Source organism: Telluria sp. B2 (assembly GCF_051789535.1).
Taxonomy (GTDB): Bacteria; Pseudomonadota; Gammaproteobacteria; order Burkholderiales; family Burkholderiaceae_D; genus Telluria.
Map to the genome: position 1 here is coordinate 1,274,964 of NZ_CP196525.1, position 18,599 is coordinate 1,293,562.

Annotated in this window: 15 protein-coding genes and 1 tRNA gene; 11 read left to right on the top strand and 5 right to left on the bottom strand. The window is 62.5% G+C overall.

Features of this window, described 5'->3' with window-relative positions; genetic code table 11:
* Positions 1-74: 74 nt before the first annotated feature.
* The 4 genes from ACSUZJ_RS05695 to ACSUZJ_RS05710 all read left to right on the top strand — a co-directional run bounded on the left by ACSUZJ_RS05695 (position 75) and on the right by ACSUZJ_RS05710 (position 4,713).
* Positions 75-1,421 (top strand): BON domain-containing protein, encoded by a 1,347-nt coding sequence (locus tag ACSUZJ_RS05695; protein ID WP_499414125.1) that lies wholly within the window; start codon positions 75-77, stop codon positions 1,419-1,421.
* Positions 1,422-1,609: 188 nt separating this feature from the next.
* Entirely contained in the window at positions 1,610-2,446 is an 837-nt protein-coding gene (locus ACSUZJ_RS05700) for an HDOD domain-containing protein (protein ID WP_499414127.1), read from the top strand.
* A 59-nt stretch (positions 2,447-2,505) separates the two neighbouring features.
* Positions 2,506-3,930, top strand: a complete 1,425-nt coding sequence (locus tag ACSUZJ_RS05705) for an NfeD family protein (RefSeq protein WP_499416453.1) — start codon at positions 2,506-2,508, stop codon at positions 3,928-3,930.
* 9 nt (positions 3,931-3,939) lie between these two features.
* Positions 3,940-4,713 carry a slipin family protein gene (locus ACSUZJ_RS05710; protein ID WP_499414129.1) on the top strand — a complete coding sequence of 258 codons (774 nt, stop codon included), beginning with the start codon at positions 3,940-3,942 and terminating at the stop codon, positions 4,711-4,713.
* A 25-nt stretch (positions 4,714-4,738) separates the two neighbouring features.
* Here ACSUZJ_RS05710 and ACSUZJ_RS05715 read toward each other — a convergent pair whose 3' ends face one another.
* The 3 genes from ACSUZJ_RS05715 to ACSUZJ_RS05725 form a co-directional block, all read right to left on the bottom strand.
* The gene (locus tag ACSUZJ_RS05715) at positions 4,739-5,908 is read right to left on the bottom strand and encodes an MFS transporter (RefSeq protein WP_499414131.1); all 1,170 of its coding nucleotides are present in this window, start codon (positions 5,906-5,908) and stop codon (positions 4,739-4,741) included.
* Positions 5,909-6,073: 165 nt separating this feature from the next.
* The gene (locus ACSUZJ_RS05720; protein ID WP_499414133.1) at positions 6,074-6,667 is read right to left on the bottom strand and encodes an IMPACT family protein; all 594 of its coding nucleotides are present in this window, start codon (positions 6,665-6,667) and stop codon (positions 6,074-6,076) included.
* Between the two features lie 73 nt (positions 6,668-6,740).
* Positions 6,741-6,816 (bottom strand) — tRNA-Lys (locus tag ACSUZJ_RS05725).
* Positions 6,817-6,947: 131 nt separating this feature from the next.
* Here ACSUZJ_RS05725 and ACSUZJ_RS05730 point away from each other — a divergent pair.
* Positions 6,948-8,051, top strand: coding sequence for an FUSC family protein (locus tag ACSUZJ_RS05730; RefSeq protein ID WP_499414135.1), 1,104 nt, complete (start codon positions 6,948-6,950; stop codon positions 8,049-8,051).
* Positions 8,052-8,062: 11 nt separating this feature from the next.
* On the opposite strand, the gene ACSUZJ_RS05735 is transcribed toward ACSUZJ_RS05730, so the two are convergent.
* The gene (locus ACSUZJ_RS05735) at positions 8,063-8,575 is read right to left on the bottom strand and encodes a hypothetical protein (protein ID WP_499414137.1); all 513 of its coding nucleotides are present in this window, start codon (positions 8,573-8,575) and stop codon (positions 8,063-8,065) included.
* A gap of 344 nt (positions 8,576-8,919) precedes the next feature.
* Here ACSUZJ_RS05735 and ACSUZJ_RS05740 point away from each other — a divergent pair, with 344 nt between their 5' ends.
* The 6 genes from ACSUZJ_RS05740 (at position 8,920) to ACSUZJ_RS05765 (ending at position 17,638) form a co-directional block, all read left to right on the top strand.
* A complete protein-coding gene (locus tag ACSUZJ_RS05740) occupies positions 8,920-12,201 on the top strand; it encodes a type VI secretion system Vgr family protein (protein WP_499416455.1) in 3,282 nt (1,093 codons plus the stop codon).
* A 42-nt stretch (positions 12,202-12,243) separates the two neighbouring features.
* The gene (locus tag ACSUZJ_RS05745; protein ID WP_499414139.1) at positions 12,244-14,550 is read left to right on the top strand and encodes a phospholipase D-like domain-containing protein; all 2,307 of its coding nucleotides are present in this window, start codon (positions 12,244-12,246) and stop codon (positions 14,548-14,550) included.
* A gap of 363 nt (positions 14,551-14,913) precedes the next feature.
* Positions 14,914-15,543, top strand: a complete 630-nt coding sequence (locus ACSUZJ_RS05750; RefSeq protein ID WP_499414141.1) for a hypothetical protein — start codon at positions 14,914-14,916, stop codon at positions 15,541-15,543.
* A 10-nt stretch (positions 15,544-15,553) separates the two neighbouring features.
* Entirely contained in the window at positions 15,554-16,708 is a 1,155-nt protein-coding gene (locus ACSUZJ_RS05755) for a hypothetical protein (RefSeq protein WP_499414143.1), read from the top strand.
* A 58-nt stretch (positions 16,709-16,766) separates the two neighbouring features.
* Positions 16,767-17,390 (top strand): hypothetical protein, encoded by a 624-nt coding sequence (locus ACSUZJ_RS05760; RefSeq protein ID WP_499414145.1) that lies wholly within the window; start codon positions 16,767-16,769, stop codon positions 17,388-17,390.
* 86 nt (positions 17,391-17,476) lie between these two features.
* Positions 17,477-17,638, top strand: a complete 162-nt coding sequence (locus ACSUZJ_RS05765; RefSeq protein ID WP_499414147.1) for a hypothetical protein — start codon at positions 17,477-17,479, stop codon at positions 17,636-17,638.
* Between the two features lie 222 nt (positions 17,639-17,860).
* On the opposite strand, the gene ACSUZJ_RS05770 is transcribed toward ACSUZJ_RS05765, so the two are convergent.
* Positions 17,861-18,598: a hypothetical protein gene (locus ACSUZJ_RS05770; RefSeq protein WP_499414149.1), complete on the bottom strand. Its 738-nt coding sequence runs from the start codon at positions 18,596-18,598 to the stop codon at positions 17,861-17,863.
* Position 18,599 lies beyond the last annotated feature (1 nt).

Consider the following 18,599-nt stretch of genomic DNA (forward strand, 5'->3'; position numbering starts at 1 on the left):
GTTGACGCACAGATGATGGCAGGGGTGCGGCGTTTAATGGCGTTATCACAACAACCGATCCAAGGGACATCGCCATGAAAACGTTGCTCGCAACTCTGCTGGCCACCGTAGCCGGCGCCAGCTTTGCCGCCGCACCGACCGCCGCGCTGAACCACGACCCGGCGACCTACCGCAACGTGACTCAAAAGGCTGCTTCCGAATACAAGGCCGCGACCGCCAAGTGCGACGCCAAGAGCGGCAACGACAAGGACATCTGCATGGCCGAGGCCAAGGCCTCCCGCGCGCGTACCGAGGCGCAGGCCATCGCCAAGTACAACAACAGCGCGGAAGGCAAGGCCAGGGCCCGCAGCAAGGTCGCCGAGGCCGAGTACGACGTGGCCAAGGCCAGGTGCGACGCCAGGAGCGGCGCCGAGAAGGACAGCTGCATGGACAACGCCAAGTCGGTGCGCACCGCCGCGCTGGCCGACGCCAAGGCCGGGCGCGATAGTGGCAGCAGCGCCACCGGCGCCAGCGGCAGCGCCGGCCTGATCGCCAGCACCGACACCAAGGATCCCGCCAAGGCCGCCGCCGTCGCCAAGTGCGAGCAGGCCACCGGCAATGCGAATACCGGCTGCCTGGTCGACAGCAAGGGCAACGTGACCACGATGGCCGGCCGCGCCGAGAACGCGACCGAGCGCGCCGCCGACAAGACCAAGGACGCTGCAGCCACCGCCGCCGACAAGACCAAGGCTGTTGCCGCGACCGCTGCCGAGAAGACCAAGGAAGTGGCCTCGACCGCCGTCGACAAGACCAAGGCTGTTGCCGCGACCGCTGCCGAGAAGACCAAGGAAGTGGCCTCGACCGCCGTCGACAAGACCAAGCAGGCTGCCTCGACCGTGGCCGAGAAGACCGGCCTGGAGGGCGCCGGCGAGCGCCTGCGCGCGGCCGGTTCGACCATCGCCCAGAAGACCGAGAGCGCGGTCGAGAACGCCGGCGAGAAAACCCGCCAGGCGGCCGCGAGCGCCAAGGAAAACACCAAGGAGGCGATGCAGACCGCCGGCGACAAGACCCGCCAGGCTGCGTCGACCGCTGCCGACAAGACCGACAAGGCGCTGGACACTGCCGGCGACAAGACCCGCGCCACCGCGTCCAACGTGGCCGAGGGGACCGACCGCGCGACCGACAAGGCCGCCGACAAGACCCGCGACGCTACCCGCGGCACCGCGGTGGCTGCTTCCGACACCGCCATCACCACCAAGGTAAAGGCCAGCATCTTCAAGGAGCCGGACCTGAAATCGATGGCGATCCACGTCGAGACCGAGAAGGGCGTGGTGATGCTGAGCGGCTTCGTCGATTCGAAGGCCGAGGCCGACAAGGCCGTGAAGGTGGCCAAGGAAGTCGAAGGCGTGACCAGCGTGAAGAGCGCGATCAAGGTCAAGTAAGCATGCGCGCGGCCACTACGGCCGCAAGTCAACTGCGCGCGCGGCTGTCGCTGGACGGCCGCGCGCTCTTTTTTGTCGCTGCGTATCGCCGCCGCTTTCCGTTGGTGTCGTGCCACCACACGCGACTATTCAGCCTGCATGAAGGCCCCGAACGGCTGGCCGCGCGCGGCGCCGGGTATAATTTTCAGGTGAACAAACTCGAAGCCTTTGGATACATCGTGGCCCAGGCGGCCCGCGGTGAGATCACCTTTCCCACCAGCGTCAACGCCGTGCTGCGCCTGCAGCAGGCGCTCGACGATCCCGACTGCCCGCTCGATGAAGCGATCCGCCTGGTGCTGGCCGAGCCGCAGCTGGCGGCGCGCACCGTGGCGCTGGCCAATTCGGCCGCCTTTGGCGGTAGCGGCCCGCAGGTCACCAACGTGCGCGCGGCCGTGATCCGGATCGGCTACCGCCGCCTGCAGGCACTGGTCGCGAGCCTGGTGGTGCGCCAGTTCGGCAGCCGCATCAAGGATCCGCAACTGCGCGCCAAGGCCGAGCAGTTGTGGGAGCACACGGTGCACGTCGCGGCGCTGGCCCAGTCGCTGGCGCGCCATGTCACCTTCGTCAACCCGGACACGGCCCTGTTCGCCGGCATCATCCACGAGGTCGGCGGCTTCTACCTGCTCTCGCGCGCCGACGAATTCCCCGGCCTGCTCGAGGACGACCCCGAGAAGTGGGGAGAATTGTGCGAGGACGTGGTCGGCCTGGAGGTGCTCAAGAAGCTGGCGGTGCCGGCGCCGGTCGCCGACGCCATCGGCGAACTGCGCCGCGCCTGGGTCAACATGCCGCCCTCGACCCTGCTCGACACCCTGTTGCTGGCCAACCAGTACGCGCCGGTGCCGTCGCCCCTCGGTGCGGCGCCGTCCGAGTTGCCGGCCCACGGCGACAGCGCGCTCGACCTCGTGCTCGACGAAGACATGCTCGACGAGATCCGTGAGGAAGCCATCGCGACCCGCATGGCGATGGGCGGGCCGCTGCTGGTCTAGAGCTTGGTCCCGGGGGGACGAAACCCGGGAACCAAGGCCGAGGCCAGCAGTTCTAAGCGCTGGGGACCTTCTCCCCGCGCGGAGGAATCGTGCTTGGTCGCAAGGCTTCGTCGCCGACGTTCCTGCAACTGCTGTGCCTGCTCTGCCTGCTGGCGGCCGCGCCGGCCTGCGCGCAGGCGCCGGCACGTCCGCCCTCCGTGGCCCTGCTGACGATCGACGGCCCGATTGGACCCGCCTATGCCGATTATGTCGAGCGCGGCATCGCGCGCGCCGCCGCCGAAGGCCGCACGCTCGTCGTGCTCCAGCTCGATACGCCGGGCGGACTCGACACCGCCATGCGCACCGCCATCCGCGCCATTCTCGCCGCACCGTTGCCGGTGGCCTGCTACGTGGCTCCGAGCGGCGCACGCGCGGCCAGCGCCGGCACCTACATCCTGTATGCCTGCCACATCGCGGCGATGGCGCCCGGCACCAACCTGGGCGCGGCCACGCCCGTGCAGGTCAGCCCCGCCGGCCCCAGTCCGCCCGAAGCCGGCAAGGACAAGGTGCCCTCGACCATGGAAGCGAAGGCCATCAACGACGCCGCCGCGTATATCCGCGGCCTCGCACAACTGCGCGGACGTAACGCCGAGTGGGCCGAGAAATCGGTGCGCCAGTCGCTCAGCCTGTCGGCCGGTGACGCGCTCGCCGCCGGCGTCGTCGACATCGTCGCGCGCGACCTGGCGCAGTTACTCGCCCTGAGCGATGGCCGCGTGGTGCGCGTGCGCAACGCCGATTGGCGCGTGCAGGCGGCCGGTGCCGGCGTGGTCGATGCCGCGCCGGACTGGCGCACGCGCCTGCTGGCCGTGATCGCCAACCCGAGCGTGGCGCTGATCCTGCTCACCGTCGGCGTGTACGGCCTGCTGTTCGAATTCATGAGCCCCGGCGCGGTGCTGCCGGGCGTAGTCGGCGCGATCTGCCTGCTGCTCGGGCTGTACGGCATGCAGCTCCTGCCGATCAATTACTCGGGCCTGGCGCTGATCTGCTTCGGGCTGGCCTGCATGGTGGCCGAGGCCTTCCTGCCCAGTTTCGGCGTGATCGGCCTGGGCGGCGTGGTGGCTTTCGTCATCGGGGCGCTGCTGCTGATGGACGGCGAGGCGCCGGGCTTCGGCATGCCGCTGGGCTTCGTCGCCAGCGTCGGCGTGATGGCGGCGCTGCTGGTCGGCGCCACCGCCCAGGTCGCGCTGCGCACGCGGCGCCGGCCGGCGCCCGGCGTCACCGCGCAGCTCGAGGGAGAGATCGCGGAGATGCTGGGCGCTACCACGCGCGAGGGCTGGGCCAACGTCGGCGGCGAGACCTGGCGCGTGACGACCGACACCCCGCTTGCCGCCCGGCAGCGGGTGCGGGTGGTGGGGCGGCGCGGGCGCGTGCTGCAGGTCGTGCCTTTCGAACCCGGAACGCCCGACGCGCGGGCGCCGGACAGGACGCCCGCCAACGGGCGCTAGGAGACTGACATGCTGTTCGAACTGGGTTTCGGCGCCGGCTTCCTGCTGATCCTGCTGGCGCTGCTGTTTGCGCTGTCGGTGCGCATACTGCGCGAGTACGAGCGCGGGGTGGTGTTCCAGCTCGGCCGCTTCTGGTCGGTCAAGGGGCCGGGCCTGATCCTCCTGATCCCGGTGCTGCAGCAGATGGTGCGGGTCGACCTGCGCACCGTGGTGCTGGACGTGCCCAAGCAGGACGTGATCTCGCGCGACAACGTCTCGGTAAAGGTGAATGCCGTGCTCTACTTCCGGGTGATCGACCCCGAGCGCGCCATCATCCAGGTCGCGAACTTCATGGAGGCGACCAGCCAGCTGGCCCAGACCACGCTGCGCTCGGTGCTGGGCAAGCACGAGCTCGACGACATGCTGGCCGAGCGCGAGCGCCTGAACATCGACATCCAGCAGGTGCTCGACGCCCAGACCGATGCCTGGGGGATCAAGGTGGCGAACGTCGAGATCAAGCACGTCGACCTGGACGAGTCGATGGTGCGCGCCATCGCGCGCCAGGCCGAGGCCGAGCGAGAGCGCCGCGCCAAGGTGATCCACGCCGAAGGCGAACTACAGGCGTCGGAAAAACTGATGCAGGCGGCCGAAGTGCTGGCGCGGCAGGGAGGGGCGATGCAGCTGCGCTACCTGCAGACGCTGTCGACCATTGCGGGAGACAAGAGCTCGACGATCGTGTTTCCGCTGCCGGTGGAGCTGGTGTCGAGGCTGATGGAAAGGGATGGGGGACAGGCGAGGGGATGACGATCCCTCGCCTGCTTCTTCCGGTTTAGCGGTGTTGCAAGGCGGCCTGGGGGCGGCCGCCCGACAGCATCAGCAGCGACAGCGCCACGCCGGCGATCGCCAGGCCGGCCGCCACCCATTGCGGCGAGGTGTAGGAGTAACCCAGCGTCAGCGGAATACCGCCGAGGAAGGCGCCCAGGGCATTGCCGATATTGAAGCCCGACTGGCCAAGCGAGGAGCCGAGCATCTCGGCTTCGCGCGAATGGCTGATCAGGAGCATCTGGATCGGCGGACCGAGGGCCAGCGCGTTGGCGCCGGTGGCAAAGGCCAGCACCAGCATGGCCGCCTGCGAATCGGCCAGCAGCCCGTTGAGCAGGAGCAGGATCGTCATGCTGGTCAACAGCAGGGCGACCGCGCGCAGCGGCGCGAAGCGGTCGGCCAGGCGTCCCCCCAGGGTCACGCCGACCGTCATGCCCACGCCCACCACCGTCATGATCAGTGGGATCTGGCCGGGCGCGAAGTGCGAGACCTCGGTCAGCAGCGGCGCGATGTAGCTGAACCAGGCGAAGAAGCCGCCGGTGCCGATCGAGGTGATGCCCAGGGCCAGCCACAGACCCGGCTTGCGGAAGATCTTCAGGTCCTTCCTCAGGCCTGCGCTCGGGGTCGCCTCGAAGAAGGGCACGAGCTGCTTCAGGCTGAGCGCGGTTGCCAGGCCGATCGCGGCCACGATCAGGAACACCAGGCGCCAGCTCAGGTTGTGGCCGAGCCAGGTGCCGAAGGGCACGCCCAGCACGTTGGCCAGGGTCAGGCCGGTGAACATGGTGGCCAGGGCGGCGGCGACCTTGCCGGGATCGGCCAGGCGGCTCGCGACCACGGCGCCGACGCCGAAGAAGGCGCCGTGCGGCAGGCCGGCCATGAAGCGCGAGGCCATCATCATGGCGAAATTCGGCGCCAGCGCCGACAGGGCGTTGAAGGCGGCGAACATCAGCATGAACCAGATCAGCACGCTACGCGGCGGGCGGCCAGCCATCAGCGCGACCAGGGTCGGCGCGCCGACCACGACGCCCAGCGCATAGGCGGAAATCAGGTAGCCGGCCTGGGGAATGCTGATGTCGAGACCGGTGGCGATGTCGGGGAGGATGCCCATCATGACGAATTCGGTCATGCCAATGCCGAATCCGCCCAGGGCCAGTGGGAACAGGCTCTTCTTGATCAAAATAGGATGTCTTTACAGGTGCGAGGTTGCCCGCGACGCGCCGGATGCGGTCGAAGGTGGTCGGCCACTATAGCGGCTCGCCGGCGCGCGGTCCGCTTTCGTGTCGTGATGTCTGGTATGCGATGCGATGATGTGGGCGCGGACTGCGCCCTTCAGGCCTGCCGTTTACTCTTCCTCGCGCGGCCAGGCGATGCGTCCGTGGCCGGCTTCGTTCAGGCGCGCCGTGAAGGCGGCCGCCGCCTGTTCGGGCAGGCTGAATGCGAAGCTGACTTCGTCGCTGTGGGCGACGTCCAGCAGGACCGCGCCTGCAGCCTCGATTTCGCGCCGCACCAGGCCTTCGAGCGGGTAGGGCGCGCTGCAGCGCAGGATGGTCTTGCGCACGATCGCCACCTTCTCGGCCTGCAGCAGGGCCTGGGCGACGCTGTCCGTATAGGCACGGACCAGTCCGCCGGCGCCGAGTTTCACGCCGCCGAAGTAGCGCACGACCGTCGCCAGCACGCCTTCCAGGTCCTGGTGGCGCAGCACGTCGAGCATCGGGCGGCCGGCGGTGCCGCTCGGTTCGCCGTCGTCGACCGCGGCCGACTGGCCGCCGGCCAGCAGGGCCCAGCAGACGTGGGCGGCGCCCGGGTGCTGGGCGCGCAGGCTGGCTACCACCTGCTGGGCGCCGGCACGATCGGCCATCGGCTGCACGCAGGCGATGAAGCGGCTCTTCTTGATGAGCAGTTCGTGGTGGACGGGGGCAAGGATGGTCTGGGGCATAAGGCTGCCGGAAGCGAAACCGGAAGTGGAAACAACAACGCCAACCCGAAGGTTGGCGTTGTTGTTGAATCTTTGGTAGGCCGTGCGGGATTCGAACCTGCGACCAACGGATTAAAAGTCCGCTGCTCTACCAGCTGAGCTAACGACCCGAAGAAGGCAAGATTATAGCCGGACTCTGGCGATATTCCAAGTGTTTCCTGCGCAGTCGCCAAAACCCCGCGTTGTCGATGGCCGAGGCCGTGCGTCCCGCCCGCGCCAGTCGTGCCACAATGACCACATCATGACCAGGAAGCCCCAAGGAACCAGGCTGCGCACGCCGCTGGAGGAGGAGCTGCACGGACTCACCACCATCCAGGCCAGCGACCGCGTCTGGCAGATGCCTTTCGCCGCCGCGCTGGCCACCGGTCTGCCACTGCTGGTCGGCGCCTGGATCGGGCGCATGGATTACGGGCTGGTGTCGTCGCTGGGCGGCCTGGTCTTCATCTACCTGCCGAATACGCCGATGTCGCACCGCATGGTGATGATGATGGCGGCCGCCTTCGGGGTGACGGCCTGCTACGCGCTGGGTGTGATGAGCCATTTCGTGCCGACCCTGATGATGCCGGCGCTGATCTTCACCAGCATCCTGGTGACCATGATCTGCCGCTTCTACCGCGTGGTGCCGCCGGGCAGCCTGTTCTTCGTGATGGCCGCCTCGATCGGCGCCTATTCGCCGGCGCCGCTGGCCGAGCTGCCGCTGCGGGTCGGCCTGATCTTCCTGGGCAGCCTGCTGGCCTGCCTGATTGCCTTCTTCTACAGTTTATACATGCTGCGCCGGCGCGCGCCCATGCCCATCCCGCCGCTGCCGGCGGCCACCTTCGATTTCGTGGTCTTCGATTCGGTGGTCATCGGCGTCTTCGTCGGGCTGGCGCTGGCCGTGGCCCAGCTGCTGCAACTGGAAAAGCCTTATTGGGTGCCGGTCAGCTGCCTGGCGGTGATCCAGGGCGCGTCGCTGCGCGCGGTATGGAGCCGGCAGCTGCATCGCACGATCGGCACCGCGGTCGGCCTGCTGCTGGCCTGGGGGCTGTTGCTGCTGCCACTGGAATACTGGAGCATCGCGCTGCTGATGATGACGCTCACCTTCATCATCGAATCGACCATCGTGCGCCACTATGCGCTGGCGGCCGTCTTCATCACGCCGCTCACCATCCTGCTGGCCGAGGCCGCCGTGCTCGGGCACGGCTCGGCGAACGCCCTGATCGGCGCACGCTTCGTCGACACGCTGCTCGGCTGCCTGGTGGGACTGGCCGGCGGCATCTGCCTGCACAGCCCGCGCTTCCGGGAGGCGCTCGGCGCGCCGATGCGGCGCCTGGTGCCACTGCGCTTCACGCGCGCACCCAAGTAGCCGGGAACAGCTCAGGTTTCGACTTCCTTGTCCTCTTCCTGGGCCTCGTGCATGGCCTGCGGTTCGAGCTTTTCGGCGTCGACGTTCTTGCGGATGAACACGCCCCAGGCCGCCAGCAGGATGGCCGCCGCAATCCCGATCGAGGCCACGTGCGGCAGCAGTTCGGGCTTGGTGTGCAGGAACTGGAACACGCCGATCAGGCACTCGACCGCGAGCGAGACCACCACCACGATCAGGAAGCGCGACAGGAAGCGCCGCACGCGGGTCGGCGCGCTGGTGTGCACGGTGCGCTGGACCTCTTCTTCGAGCACGGTCTGGCCCAGTTCGAGCGCCGCAACCGCAATGGTCAGCAGGCCCACGCATTCGAGGATCAGCTGGAAGCGTTCCTGGATTTTCTCTTCGCCGGGCTGGAGGGCAGTCCAGATTTCGATTCCGGCCAGCACGATGAGTGCGAAGCCGCAAATGAAGAAGAGCAGGGCAGCGAGGATGTAGCCGACAGTACTGAGTTTGTGGAGCGCTTTCACGGTGGACCTTGTGTTCACATTTGTGAACACTTTAGCATCATCGTATCTGACACCGCGTTCGGCAGAGGGCATGCGCGCCGCGGCGCGCCCGCGTCAGGTGGAGGCCGGCCCCGCCGAGTGCCTTGCCAACGTGGTTCGAAAGCGGAGTGGCGTGCGACGCCCCGATCGTCTCATCGCCAGCCCATCCGGGCAGGACACACGCCAGCATGAGAATGCCAATCAGGATGCAGTTGCCGAGCGAAACGGTTCATGGCGCAATAATGACGATGCGCAAGGCACCGTTCACACTGCGCGTCATCATGGCAGATGCCTTTCAGCATTATTACTCAGGAGCGCATCGGGCCATGAGCATCAGCTTGTCACAAAAGATCACCGCCGCCCTGGCGGAGTTTTCAAGCGCAAGCCGGCTATATGAACTCGTGATCGATGAGGGCCGCGCCGGGCCGGCGGGGGGAAGCCTGCTGGTGGAAGCCTTCGCCGCCAGCGATGCCCTGCAGGGAATCGGCGCACGGGATGTCATCGTCCTCTCGACCAGTGCCCATGTCGCGCTCGACGCGCTGCTGGGCGAGCCAGCAGCGCTCGACATCTGCCTGGCCGACGGCAGGCGCGAGCGCTTCTCCGGCGAGATCAGCGAGGTGGCCATGCTGGGCAGCGACGGCGGGCTGGCGCGTTACCGGATCCGGATCCTGCCCTGGCTCTGGCGCCTGGGCCAGGTGCGCAACAGCCGCGTATGGCAGGACAAGCGCGTGATCGACATCGTCGATGCCGTCTTCGCGCCCTACCTGCCGCTGGCGCGCTGGCGCTGGAGCGAGGACGCGTCATCGTTCATGGACCGCGCGCTGCCGCGCAGCTACTGCTGCCAGTACCGCGAGACCGATCTCGATTTCGTCTCGCGCCTGCTGGCCGAGGAGGGCCTGTGCTGGCGCTTCGAGCAGGACGCGGATGGGCCTGGGCTGGTGCTGTTTGCCGACAGCAGCCAGGCATGCGCGGCGCCGGAAGACAGCAGCAGTGCGGCTTGCGGCGGCGTCCGCTTTCACGGCGCCCGCTCGGTCGAGCACGACGATACCGTGCAGGCCTTGAGCGCACAGCGGCGGCTGCAGGTTTCGCTGACCACGGTGCTGAGCTACGACTACAAGGCCAGGCAAATCGTCGCCGCCAGTTCGCCCTCGCGCCTGGACGCTCCCGCCAATCTTCCAACCCTCGAAGCCTTCGACGTGCCGGGACAGTACGCCTATGCGAACCGCGAACAGGCCCGGCGCTACGCCGACCTCGGGATGGAAGGCAAGGAGGCGCGCGCCCAGTTGTGGCAGGGGCGCTCGACCGTGCGCACGCTGCGCGCGGGAACCCGGCTGGCGGTGCGCGACGTACCGCTACGACAGCTCGGCGATAGCCCGGCCTTCGTCCTCACGCGGGTGCTGAGCGTGGGCGTGAACAACATGCCTGCGCCGGCCCAGCACGCCCTGGCCGAGCTGTTCGGTCCGATCCCGGAGCTGCTCGAGGAAATCGTCACGCACGAGTGGCCGCAGGACTTCGCGCTGTCGATCACCCAGGCGCGCGAGACCGGGTATGCGAACTGGTTCGAAGCGATTCCTGCGGACCTGCCCTGGCGTCCGCCACTGCCCGACCGTCCGAAGCCGACCGCCCGCGGCGCACAGAGCGCCATCGTCATCGGCGCCGACGGCAGCGACCAGCCGAGCGGCGCCGACGAGCTGTATTGCGACCGCCTGGGCCGCGTGCGCATCCGCTTCCACTGGCAGGACAGCGGCGACGCGAGCTGCTGGGTGCGCGTGGCCCAGCGCGCAGCCGGAGGCGGCATGGGCAGCCAGTTCCTGCCGCGCATCGGCCAGGAGGTGCTGGTGCAATTCTTGGAAAACGACATCGACCGGCCAATCGTCGTCGGGGCGCTGTACAACGGCCGGGGCGAAGGCGGCATTACGCCGACGCCGGGAGGGCAGCGGCATGCGTCCGATGACCTGGACTGCTTGAAGCCGGCGCACGACCACGCTCCCTCGGCGCAAGGCAACCTCGCCGGCGGCAACAGCCCGGCATGGCATGGCGCTTCGATCGACAGCGCCGGCCACCGCAACCCGGCCGCGCAATGGGGCATACGCAGCAAGGAGTTCGGCGGCAGTGGGTACAACCAGCTGCTGTTCGACGACACCGACGGCCAGGGGCGCGTCCAGCTTCGCAGCACCCACGCTTCGAGCGAACTGAACCTTGGACATCTGATCCATGCCGCAGACAACTACCGCGGCAGCTTCCGCGGTCTTGGGGCGGAGTTACGCACCGACGCTTATGGCGCGGTGCGGGCGGGGGCGGTTCTGCTGGTGTCGAGCTACCGAGTCAACCACGCTGCGGCCGCGCGCGACCCTGCGGGCGAGAACGCTGCGGGCATCGCCATGTTGCGACAGGCAACGAAGATGGCGGAGACCTTCAGTGCTGCCGCCGCGACGCATCAGACGGTGGCGCTGGCGGCGCACGTGGGCGCTGCCAAGGCGAACGCGAGCGCGCTGGATGCGCAATCGGCGCCGCTGAAGGCGGTGCTCACGTCCGTGTCGGGCATGGTCGACAAGGATGCGCTCGATGCGGCACTGGCCGATGCCGGTGCACGCAATGTTGCGGCGGGCGAGGGCAAGGTGCCCCATCTTGCTGACCCGGTTATCGCCATCGCCGCGAAGGACGGCTTTGGCGCGAGCGCCGGGAAGAGTCTGCAACTGGCGAATGGCGAGACCGTGACCTTGATGAGCGGGTTGGATACCCAGTTCGTTACCGGGGGGCAGATGCGGGTGCATACCGGGCAGGCGATCGGCGTGCTCGGTGGGGCGGTGAAAGCGGGCGAAGGCGGTCTAGGTTTGCAGCTGATCGCGGCGAAGGATGACATCGATGTGCAGGCCCAGGGCGATGAACTGAAGGTGCAGGCGCGCGACGAGGTGAATGTGATTTCCGCGAATGCGCATATCGACTGGGCGGCGGCGAAGAAGATCAGTTTGTCGACCGCGGGCGGGGCGAATATCACGATCGAGGGCGGGAATATTACGGTGCAGTGTCCGGGGAAGATTGTGGTGCGTGCGGGGAAGAAGAGTTTCAGCGGCCCGCAAAGCCTTTCTTACCCATTGCCGCAAATGCCGCAGTCGGTAATTGAACCCATCAAGTTTGGTCTGCGGCTTCAGGATATCCCTGGCACGCATGGTGTCGTTCCAGTCGGGGAAAAATGGAAAGTTGTGCATGTTTCCTCGCTCGCGCGGACCAGTGACAGCGATGGCGGTGGCGTCGATCCACAAATATTCAATGACGAGAATTGGCGCACCGTCCTGTGCGAAGGTGTCATTCCGGCGGATGGCGTGCTGCCCCTTACAGAAGACCAGAAGAAAACGGTAGTCGATGCTGTGAAGTTAGAGCCGGGCCGCATCTGGCTCATTTCCGGTCTCACAGCCATGCCCCTGAAGACAGCGAGCTGGTCGACCACCATCGCGCAACCGAATCCTCGGCGAGTACTCGATGCGCTCAATTTCGCGCCTTACGGGCGAGGTCTGGACGAGGTGTCAGCCAACTATGTCGGTCTGGTAGCAACGGAGAACGATCCCGCTGTAACGAATAACACGCTGAAACGCAGAGTCGACTTGTGACCGCTGTGGGTGCTAACGAACAACTGAAGAGTAAAACAACTCATGCCCCTTGATAAATATACCGCTCAGCTGACTGCCAATACGATGACCTCGGTAACAAGGCAGTATTTCGACATGGAGCAGCCGTTTGCATTTCCTCGAGTTGGCAACGAGTGCCATGCGTACTTGAACGGCCGCGATTATCTGGCTGCCGTGGCTACAGCAATTCGACAGGCAAAAAGTTTCGTGTTGATCGCCGACTGGCAATGCGACGTCGATGTCGAATTGGACCAGCGCGGCGCTCCAGGACACCCCGGTCGTTTGTCGGAGCTCGTCTATCAAGCTACACAAAGAGGCGTGCATGTGAAATTCATGCTGTACGATTCTGTTGAAAAAGTTCTGGATACGCACGACGACACGTCCCAATCAATTCTGAGGGCGATTCCCAAGGGTAATAATCAAGGCTCGGTTGAAGTGCTATTGGCGAACCCCAATACAGGGCGCCCTCACGTTCTGTCGCTCACCAGCTTCAATATTTTTTTCTCCCATCATCAGAAATTTATCGTTGTCGATGGCGCTATTGCCTTCTTGGGCGGTCTGGATATTGCCTATGGCCGTTGGGACACGAACGCCTTTGACGTGGTCATTGATCCAACCACGCGGGTCATCAACGATGCGTACAACATGCAAATAGCGCCAGCGAGGGCAATGACCAAGGAAGAAATTGCCTTGACCAAGCCGGAAAGTTTCCCCAAGTCGCCGAGAGGGTGCTCACCGTTCCTTACCTCGTTTGCCCAAGACGAAAAGGTTTTCGACGAACGCTTTCAGCCGCGCCAACCCTGGCAAGATATCGCCCTACATATCAAGGGGCCTGCGGTTTACGATGTCTTCGTCAATTTTGTTCTGCGTTGGAACAGCTTTGCTGGTTCTGGAACTAATCGTTTCGACAATAAAATGGCGGCGAATTGGTTTGAGAGGGCCAAGGGTAAGGACTACTTGGTGAACCCTTTAGCACCTGGTAGCGGGAGTGCGACCGTGCAAATTTGTCGCTCTGCGTCGTCCGAACAGTTATCGGACGAGTTGAAGTTGTGGGGCAACGACTACCAGTACATTAACGATGACTGGAAGCAGCCTGATTCTGCGCGGCGGAAGATCGTCCAAGAGGCCCGAAAAGCTTGGGTCAGCATGCACCAGACGAGCATTAAGGACGCAATGATCAATTGCATTCAGTCTGCACAGGCAATGATTTATATCGAGAACCAATTTTTCATTTCAAACTGTGGCAGCGATGCCTATGGATCGAAAACGCCTGCTGACAATACCATTTTGTCCGAGATCGCCAATGCGGTCGCGCGCGCCGTTTATGCGGGTAGGGGGTTCCACGTGTATATCGTGTTGCCGGTACAGCCGGAAGGAATGTTGGAAGATGCAGGGGTCGTATCGCAAGCGTGGTGGGCTTTGCAGGGAATTAAACGGGGCAGCAACAGTCTGGTTAACCGTATCAACGCGGCGATCTTAAAGAAGAACATGAGAGCTTGGGGTGTCATGGAGCTGCCGGCGACCAATTCAGGCATACATGACATTCTTGTAAAGCATGGAATGAGTGATGAATGGCGCAAGTATTTAACGGTTTTAAATCTTCGCAATTATGGCCGGACGTCAACCACGGTCATGACGGAAATGATTTACGTGCACAGTAAACTACTAATTGTCGATGATGCCGTGGCCGTCATCGGTAGCGCGAACATCAATGATCGCAGTCTCAACGGGGACGGTGATACTGAAATTGCGGCGGTAGTGGTAGACAACGCAAACGCTAATATGACCGACATGGGGCAAGGCGTTAAGGTAGTTACACGTAAGTTCGCGCGGGAGCTGCGAATGAATTTATGGAAAAAGCACTTGGGTATGTTGGTCGATGAAGCCACCACTGGCGTTCAGAAGGAAGGACAAGTCCCGAACGGCATTCAAATCGATAAACCACTGTCGACGGAAAGTGTTGGCGGCATACTCGCACTAGCACGCAAAAACGCGATTACTTACCAGAATGTCTTCCTCCAAGTTCCATCGAACAGTCATCGCACCATGGCAGCCGGACGCAGTCTTGCATTTCCCATTCTTGATGCCAGAGAGGGTACGCATGATTTTTCCAAGCCTGCGGCTTTGGCCCCGGCATTCATGAATGGCGGCAGGCCGAAGATTGAGGATGCGCACAGGGAACTTCGAGCCAACATACGCGGCTTTTTTGTCGAAATACCACTGGATTGGGGAGCAGAGCAAGGTGAAACGCCTCAACCGCCAGCCGGCCGCACAGAGGCAATTGCCAATAGGCAGCATAAGAAAACAGAGCATACGGAGCTTCCCGCGTGAACATGGATTCCATCGCAGCGCTTTCTAACGCGCTCAATCCATTTTTCATCTATGGCTTCGCAGCCTTTCTGACACTACTGGTGATTCTAAACAGAATCCATCTGGTCACGCTGCCCCGACCATTGGTCTTAATTAGTTGGTACACAGTTGTCGGGCTCGCGACATCATGGTTACTTTTTCATGTCGTTTATTTCCTTACTCACAATCCGAGAGACGCTGGCCTTGTTGCTGTCGCTCTCACGCTGTCGTTTACGCCAGTCTACCTTTGCGCGCTAATTCTGCTCTTTATGTACCCCAAAAAAACGCCTCCCTCATAAAACCGAACCTTTCCTATTTCTTTTGGACATAGCATCGAGCGCAAATATGCCAACACGACGTGATTTTCTTTTGACGGGCGCCATGTTCGCTGTAGCCGGGACGTCGTCTTGGGAATTCGACAGCGACAGCGCACTTCTCCGCTATCGCAACTGGTTGGCACGGTTCAAACGGGATATTGCGCAGCTCAGTGCCGAGGTGTCTGGGACAGCAGGTGTGTTCGAAGAACAAGTCCGCATCATCTGTAAAAGTTCAATTGTGCCGCACAGCCGTGCGACGTTAATGATTAACGACTGGCTGATGGGCATTGCTGACAAGCCCAGCGGCCACCGCGGCGTCGGGCGTTACGTGGATCTGGGCTCCGTCGTCATGCTGTTGCTGGGGGATTCCGTCCCCGCCGGCTTTGGTGGCCTGTTCCCAGAAGCGCTCAGAAGTCGCTTCCCGTCGCACCGGTACAGCGTCTGGTACATGCATATCGCTGGTCCTGAAGCCCTGCAAGCCTATTTTAACGACAAAGCGCATTTCCCCAACTACCAACTCCCACCGAATGGCACGCTCAAACGTCACACCTATCCTTTCTTGCTATTCGAAGATGCTGGGAACACGCTGCGGCTAGCCGGAGTTGGCGCGGAATGGATGGGCGCCGCTGTTTATCTCTACCGTAAGCAATACGCTTGATCGGACGGACATGAAAACTAGTTTCATTCGACTCGCCCTGATCGCTACGCTGATCGGCGTGAATGGAGCCTCTGCGGCCACACCGTGTGCGCATCCAACACCGGCCAGGCAGGTGCTCCACGTCAAGCGCGACGACCTGAAACCTGGCCGCATTCTGCTCGGCGTTGACGGTTCGCGCGTCGCCGTACGCAGGACGCTCGCGCCGGAGCCCCAGAGTCAGCCATGGCATGTACGCGTGGACTGGAAAAAGCACCAGACAGAACCCAGCCATTCACCGACCACAGCAGTCCTGCATCTGGATACGGATGACAAAGGCGTGTCCTACCTGTGCAGGATCGAGATTCGCGGCTATACCGATGCCTACGTAGAAAGAAATGTCGGGATAGAGACACCGGCAGAGGTCAGGCCGAGCGATATCGAGGTAATCGAACAGGTACAGTTGACGTATGACGCGCGCCAGCGTCTTGCAGTGGCAGTTGAGGCGCAGCGGGACGCCACACAACGAGCGCTAAAGCGAACGAGCACAGCATGTTTCCATTACGACGCCAAGGACCGATTTCTGGGCGCGAGTTTTCCTGATGCCGATTCCTGCGCAGGTTTCGGCCCTGAACAGATACGGGATCGCTATGTATATCAAGCCGATGGCAGCCTGCTGCGGAAAATTAGCGGTGGAAAAAGCATTCCCGAGCCTGACGGCGGGCGCTTCGTCACTGACGACGCACGCATCGTCGTCTTCGGCCCACAGGGGCAGCCAACGGCGGAATATGTTACTGACGACAGTGGGCGGCACTATCGGCGCAGCTTGGCCCCGAAGGCGAACGACAGCCAATACCATGCGATCAAGGTCATCGGCTCACCGGCAGCCCTTGAGCTGCGGCGTCTGCTAGACGGTAAAGCGCCAGGGTTTTGGCAGTTTCATTCGATACCAAGCGCCATCGCCAATAGCGGCGATGGCCGCAATGAAACTCGCTACATCGTGGCAAGCGGCGACATCGCTGATATTAATAGCCAAGATCGCGTAGAAATCTGGAAAGCCTTAAGCCGGCCGGATCACGATATGGTACTTGAAGCTCAGGGAATATTTCTGCTGGTGCCCGAGGTTTCGCCTGCGCTATGGGAGGCTTGCATGAATCCTCAATTGGAGAGCAGGGAAGCCTGCTCCTGAGCATACGCATGGATCATTGAATCTACACGCCATACTAGGATCTGCAAAGGTTAAAAAAATGAAGATAACCGAATTCTTCTGCATTGCAGTATTAGCAGTGGGTGACCTAAATGCGGATTCTCCCGCACCCCAAGGGTTGCAGCGCGATGAGTCAATGCAAATGTCATTGAAGAAAGTGGTTCCGGAGATTCACTACCAAGGAAGGGTCTATCGTATCCGATATGTCGAGAGGAGGACCAGGATTGAGCTTGATGTCAAAGGAAAAAAGACAATCTTGCACCAGATTCCAAAACGATTTGATCCATCGCTAGTTGGTGCAGAAGGTTTCATAGGATTTCTGCCTGAAGAACTTCAGCCGTATAAAGGTTCTGGCAACCTTCTGTATGTCTCATCAATAAGGACCAGCGGAGGGAATGGTGGCGGTCAATGCGGTTCAGGTGCCGAGATATTTCTGAATGTCCTGAACGTAAATGCCAAAATTCCGAGAACGCAGGCGAGTGTGCTTATCGGAAGCTGCGAGAAATCGATTGAGCTTTTGGATCAAGATATGTCGAACGACGTGCTAGGTGCGGTTGCTGTGGGCGAAGGGCACTTAGTTCTTCAATTCATGAGTTATGAAGAACGGTCCGGTTACCCAATTGCTACCCTATCGAATGACTTGAAAAATTTGCGTTTTCGTTAAGTGTAAAAAGACATTTACTTTAAACGGCTGAGTATCGATGCTTAAAGCAGGCGGCGATAGAGGGCCGTCAGTCTACTAAGGAGATCATGCCAATAATCCTTCAAGTATCTGACGCCCAAAACAAAAAAGGCATCACGATTTCTCATGATGCCTTCATTGCTACAACTAAATTCGTGGTAGGCCGTGCGGGATTCGAACCTGCGACCAACGGATTAAAAGTGCCAGAAACAGCCGCGATTGCGAGCTAAATTGCTCGCTATTCTATCCGATCGCATGAGGTATGTCCTTGCTCCACAAGGATCATAGATGAATGACCTCACTCTTGTTCTCGTCAACAACAACTTGCCGCTAATGGATTCAGCTTGATCGTATTGCCTGTGGCCCCGACCAGAGAGCGACCAGAGTGCCCTTTCCGCAATAGGCGGCAGGGTGGCCAGCACACCCTGCACATCCCGCACACCGCTAAGGCGTCAGTAGTAGAAACCGTAATCGAGTTCCTCATAGCGCAGCGCATCCACGAAAATTTGATCGGGATCGGGCGAGCTACGGATGTCCGACACTTTCAAGAAGATGCGTTCGGAGCGCCGGCCCGTCAATTGTGCGTAGGGCCGACCCGTCAGGAACTCAGGGTTGTCCAAGGCGAGCAGCGCATCATCCAGCGGGATTTCGATTTCGACGAACCCTTCGTCTGGAGCGCTACCGAGCGCTTTACCTAACCCCGCGATGTGCACGACGACTCCTTCCGACAGGAGGGCATCCATCCCGGCCACGTTGCCGCCGTAATTGCCTGCCGCGTTGGCTGCTTCGAGAGGTGCCAGGTCAACCACATAGGCGTTCATCGGGTTCTGGTAGTAGACAGCGCCGCCGGCATTCGTGTTCAGCGGTTCTCCGGACCAGTATTCGATGATCTCCTTGTAGCGCGGGGGAAGATTGGGGGCCTTCTCGAAGATGCAGCCGCGTAGGCTGGCTGGAATGCTCACTCGCTCCGCATAATCGGTGTCGCTGGTGCGCAGGCTGGCGACGAGCGAAGCGTCTTCAGGTAACGGCGCAAGTTCGAGCTTGTGGGTGGTCTTGAGGTAGTAGCCCTCCTTGCAGGTGAGGTCTGTTTCTTCATTGTCCGCCAAGCAGCAGCGGTCGTAGTAGTCGAGGTCCTTGATTTTGAGGACGGTCGCCATCGCTTCCTTTGTTACATAGATTGTGACGGTCATA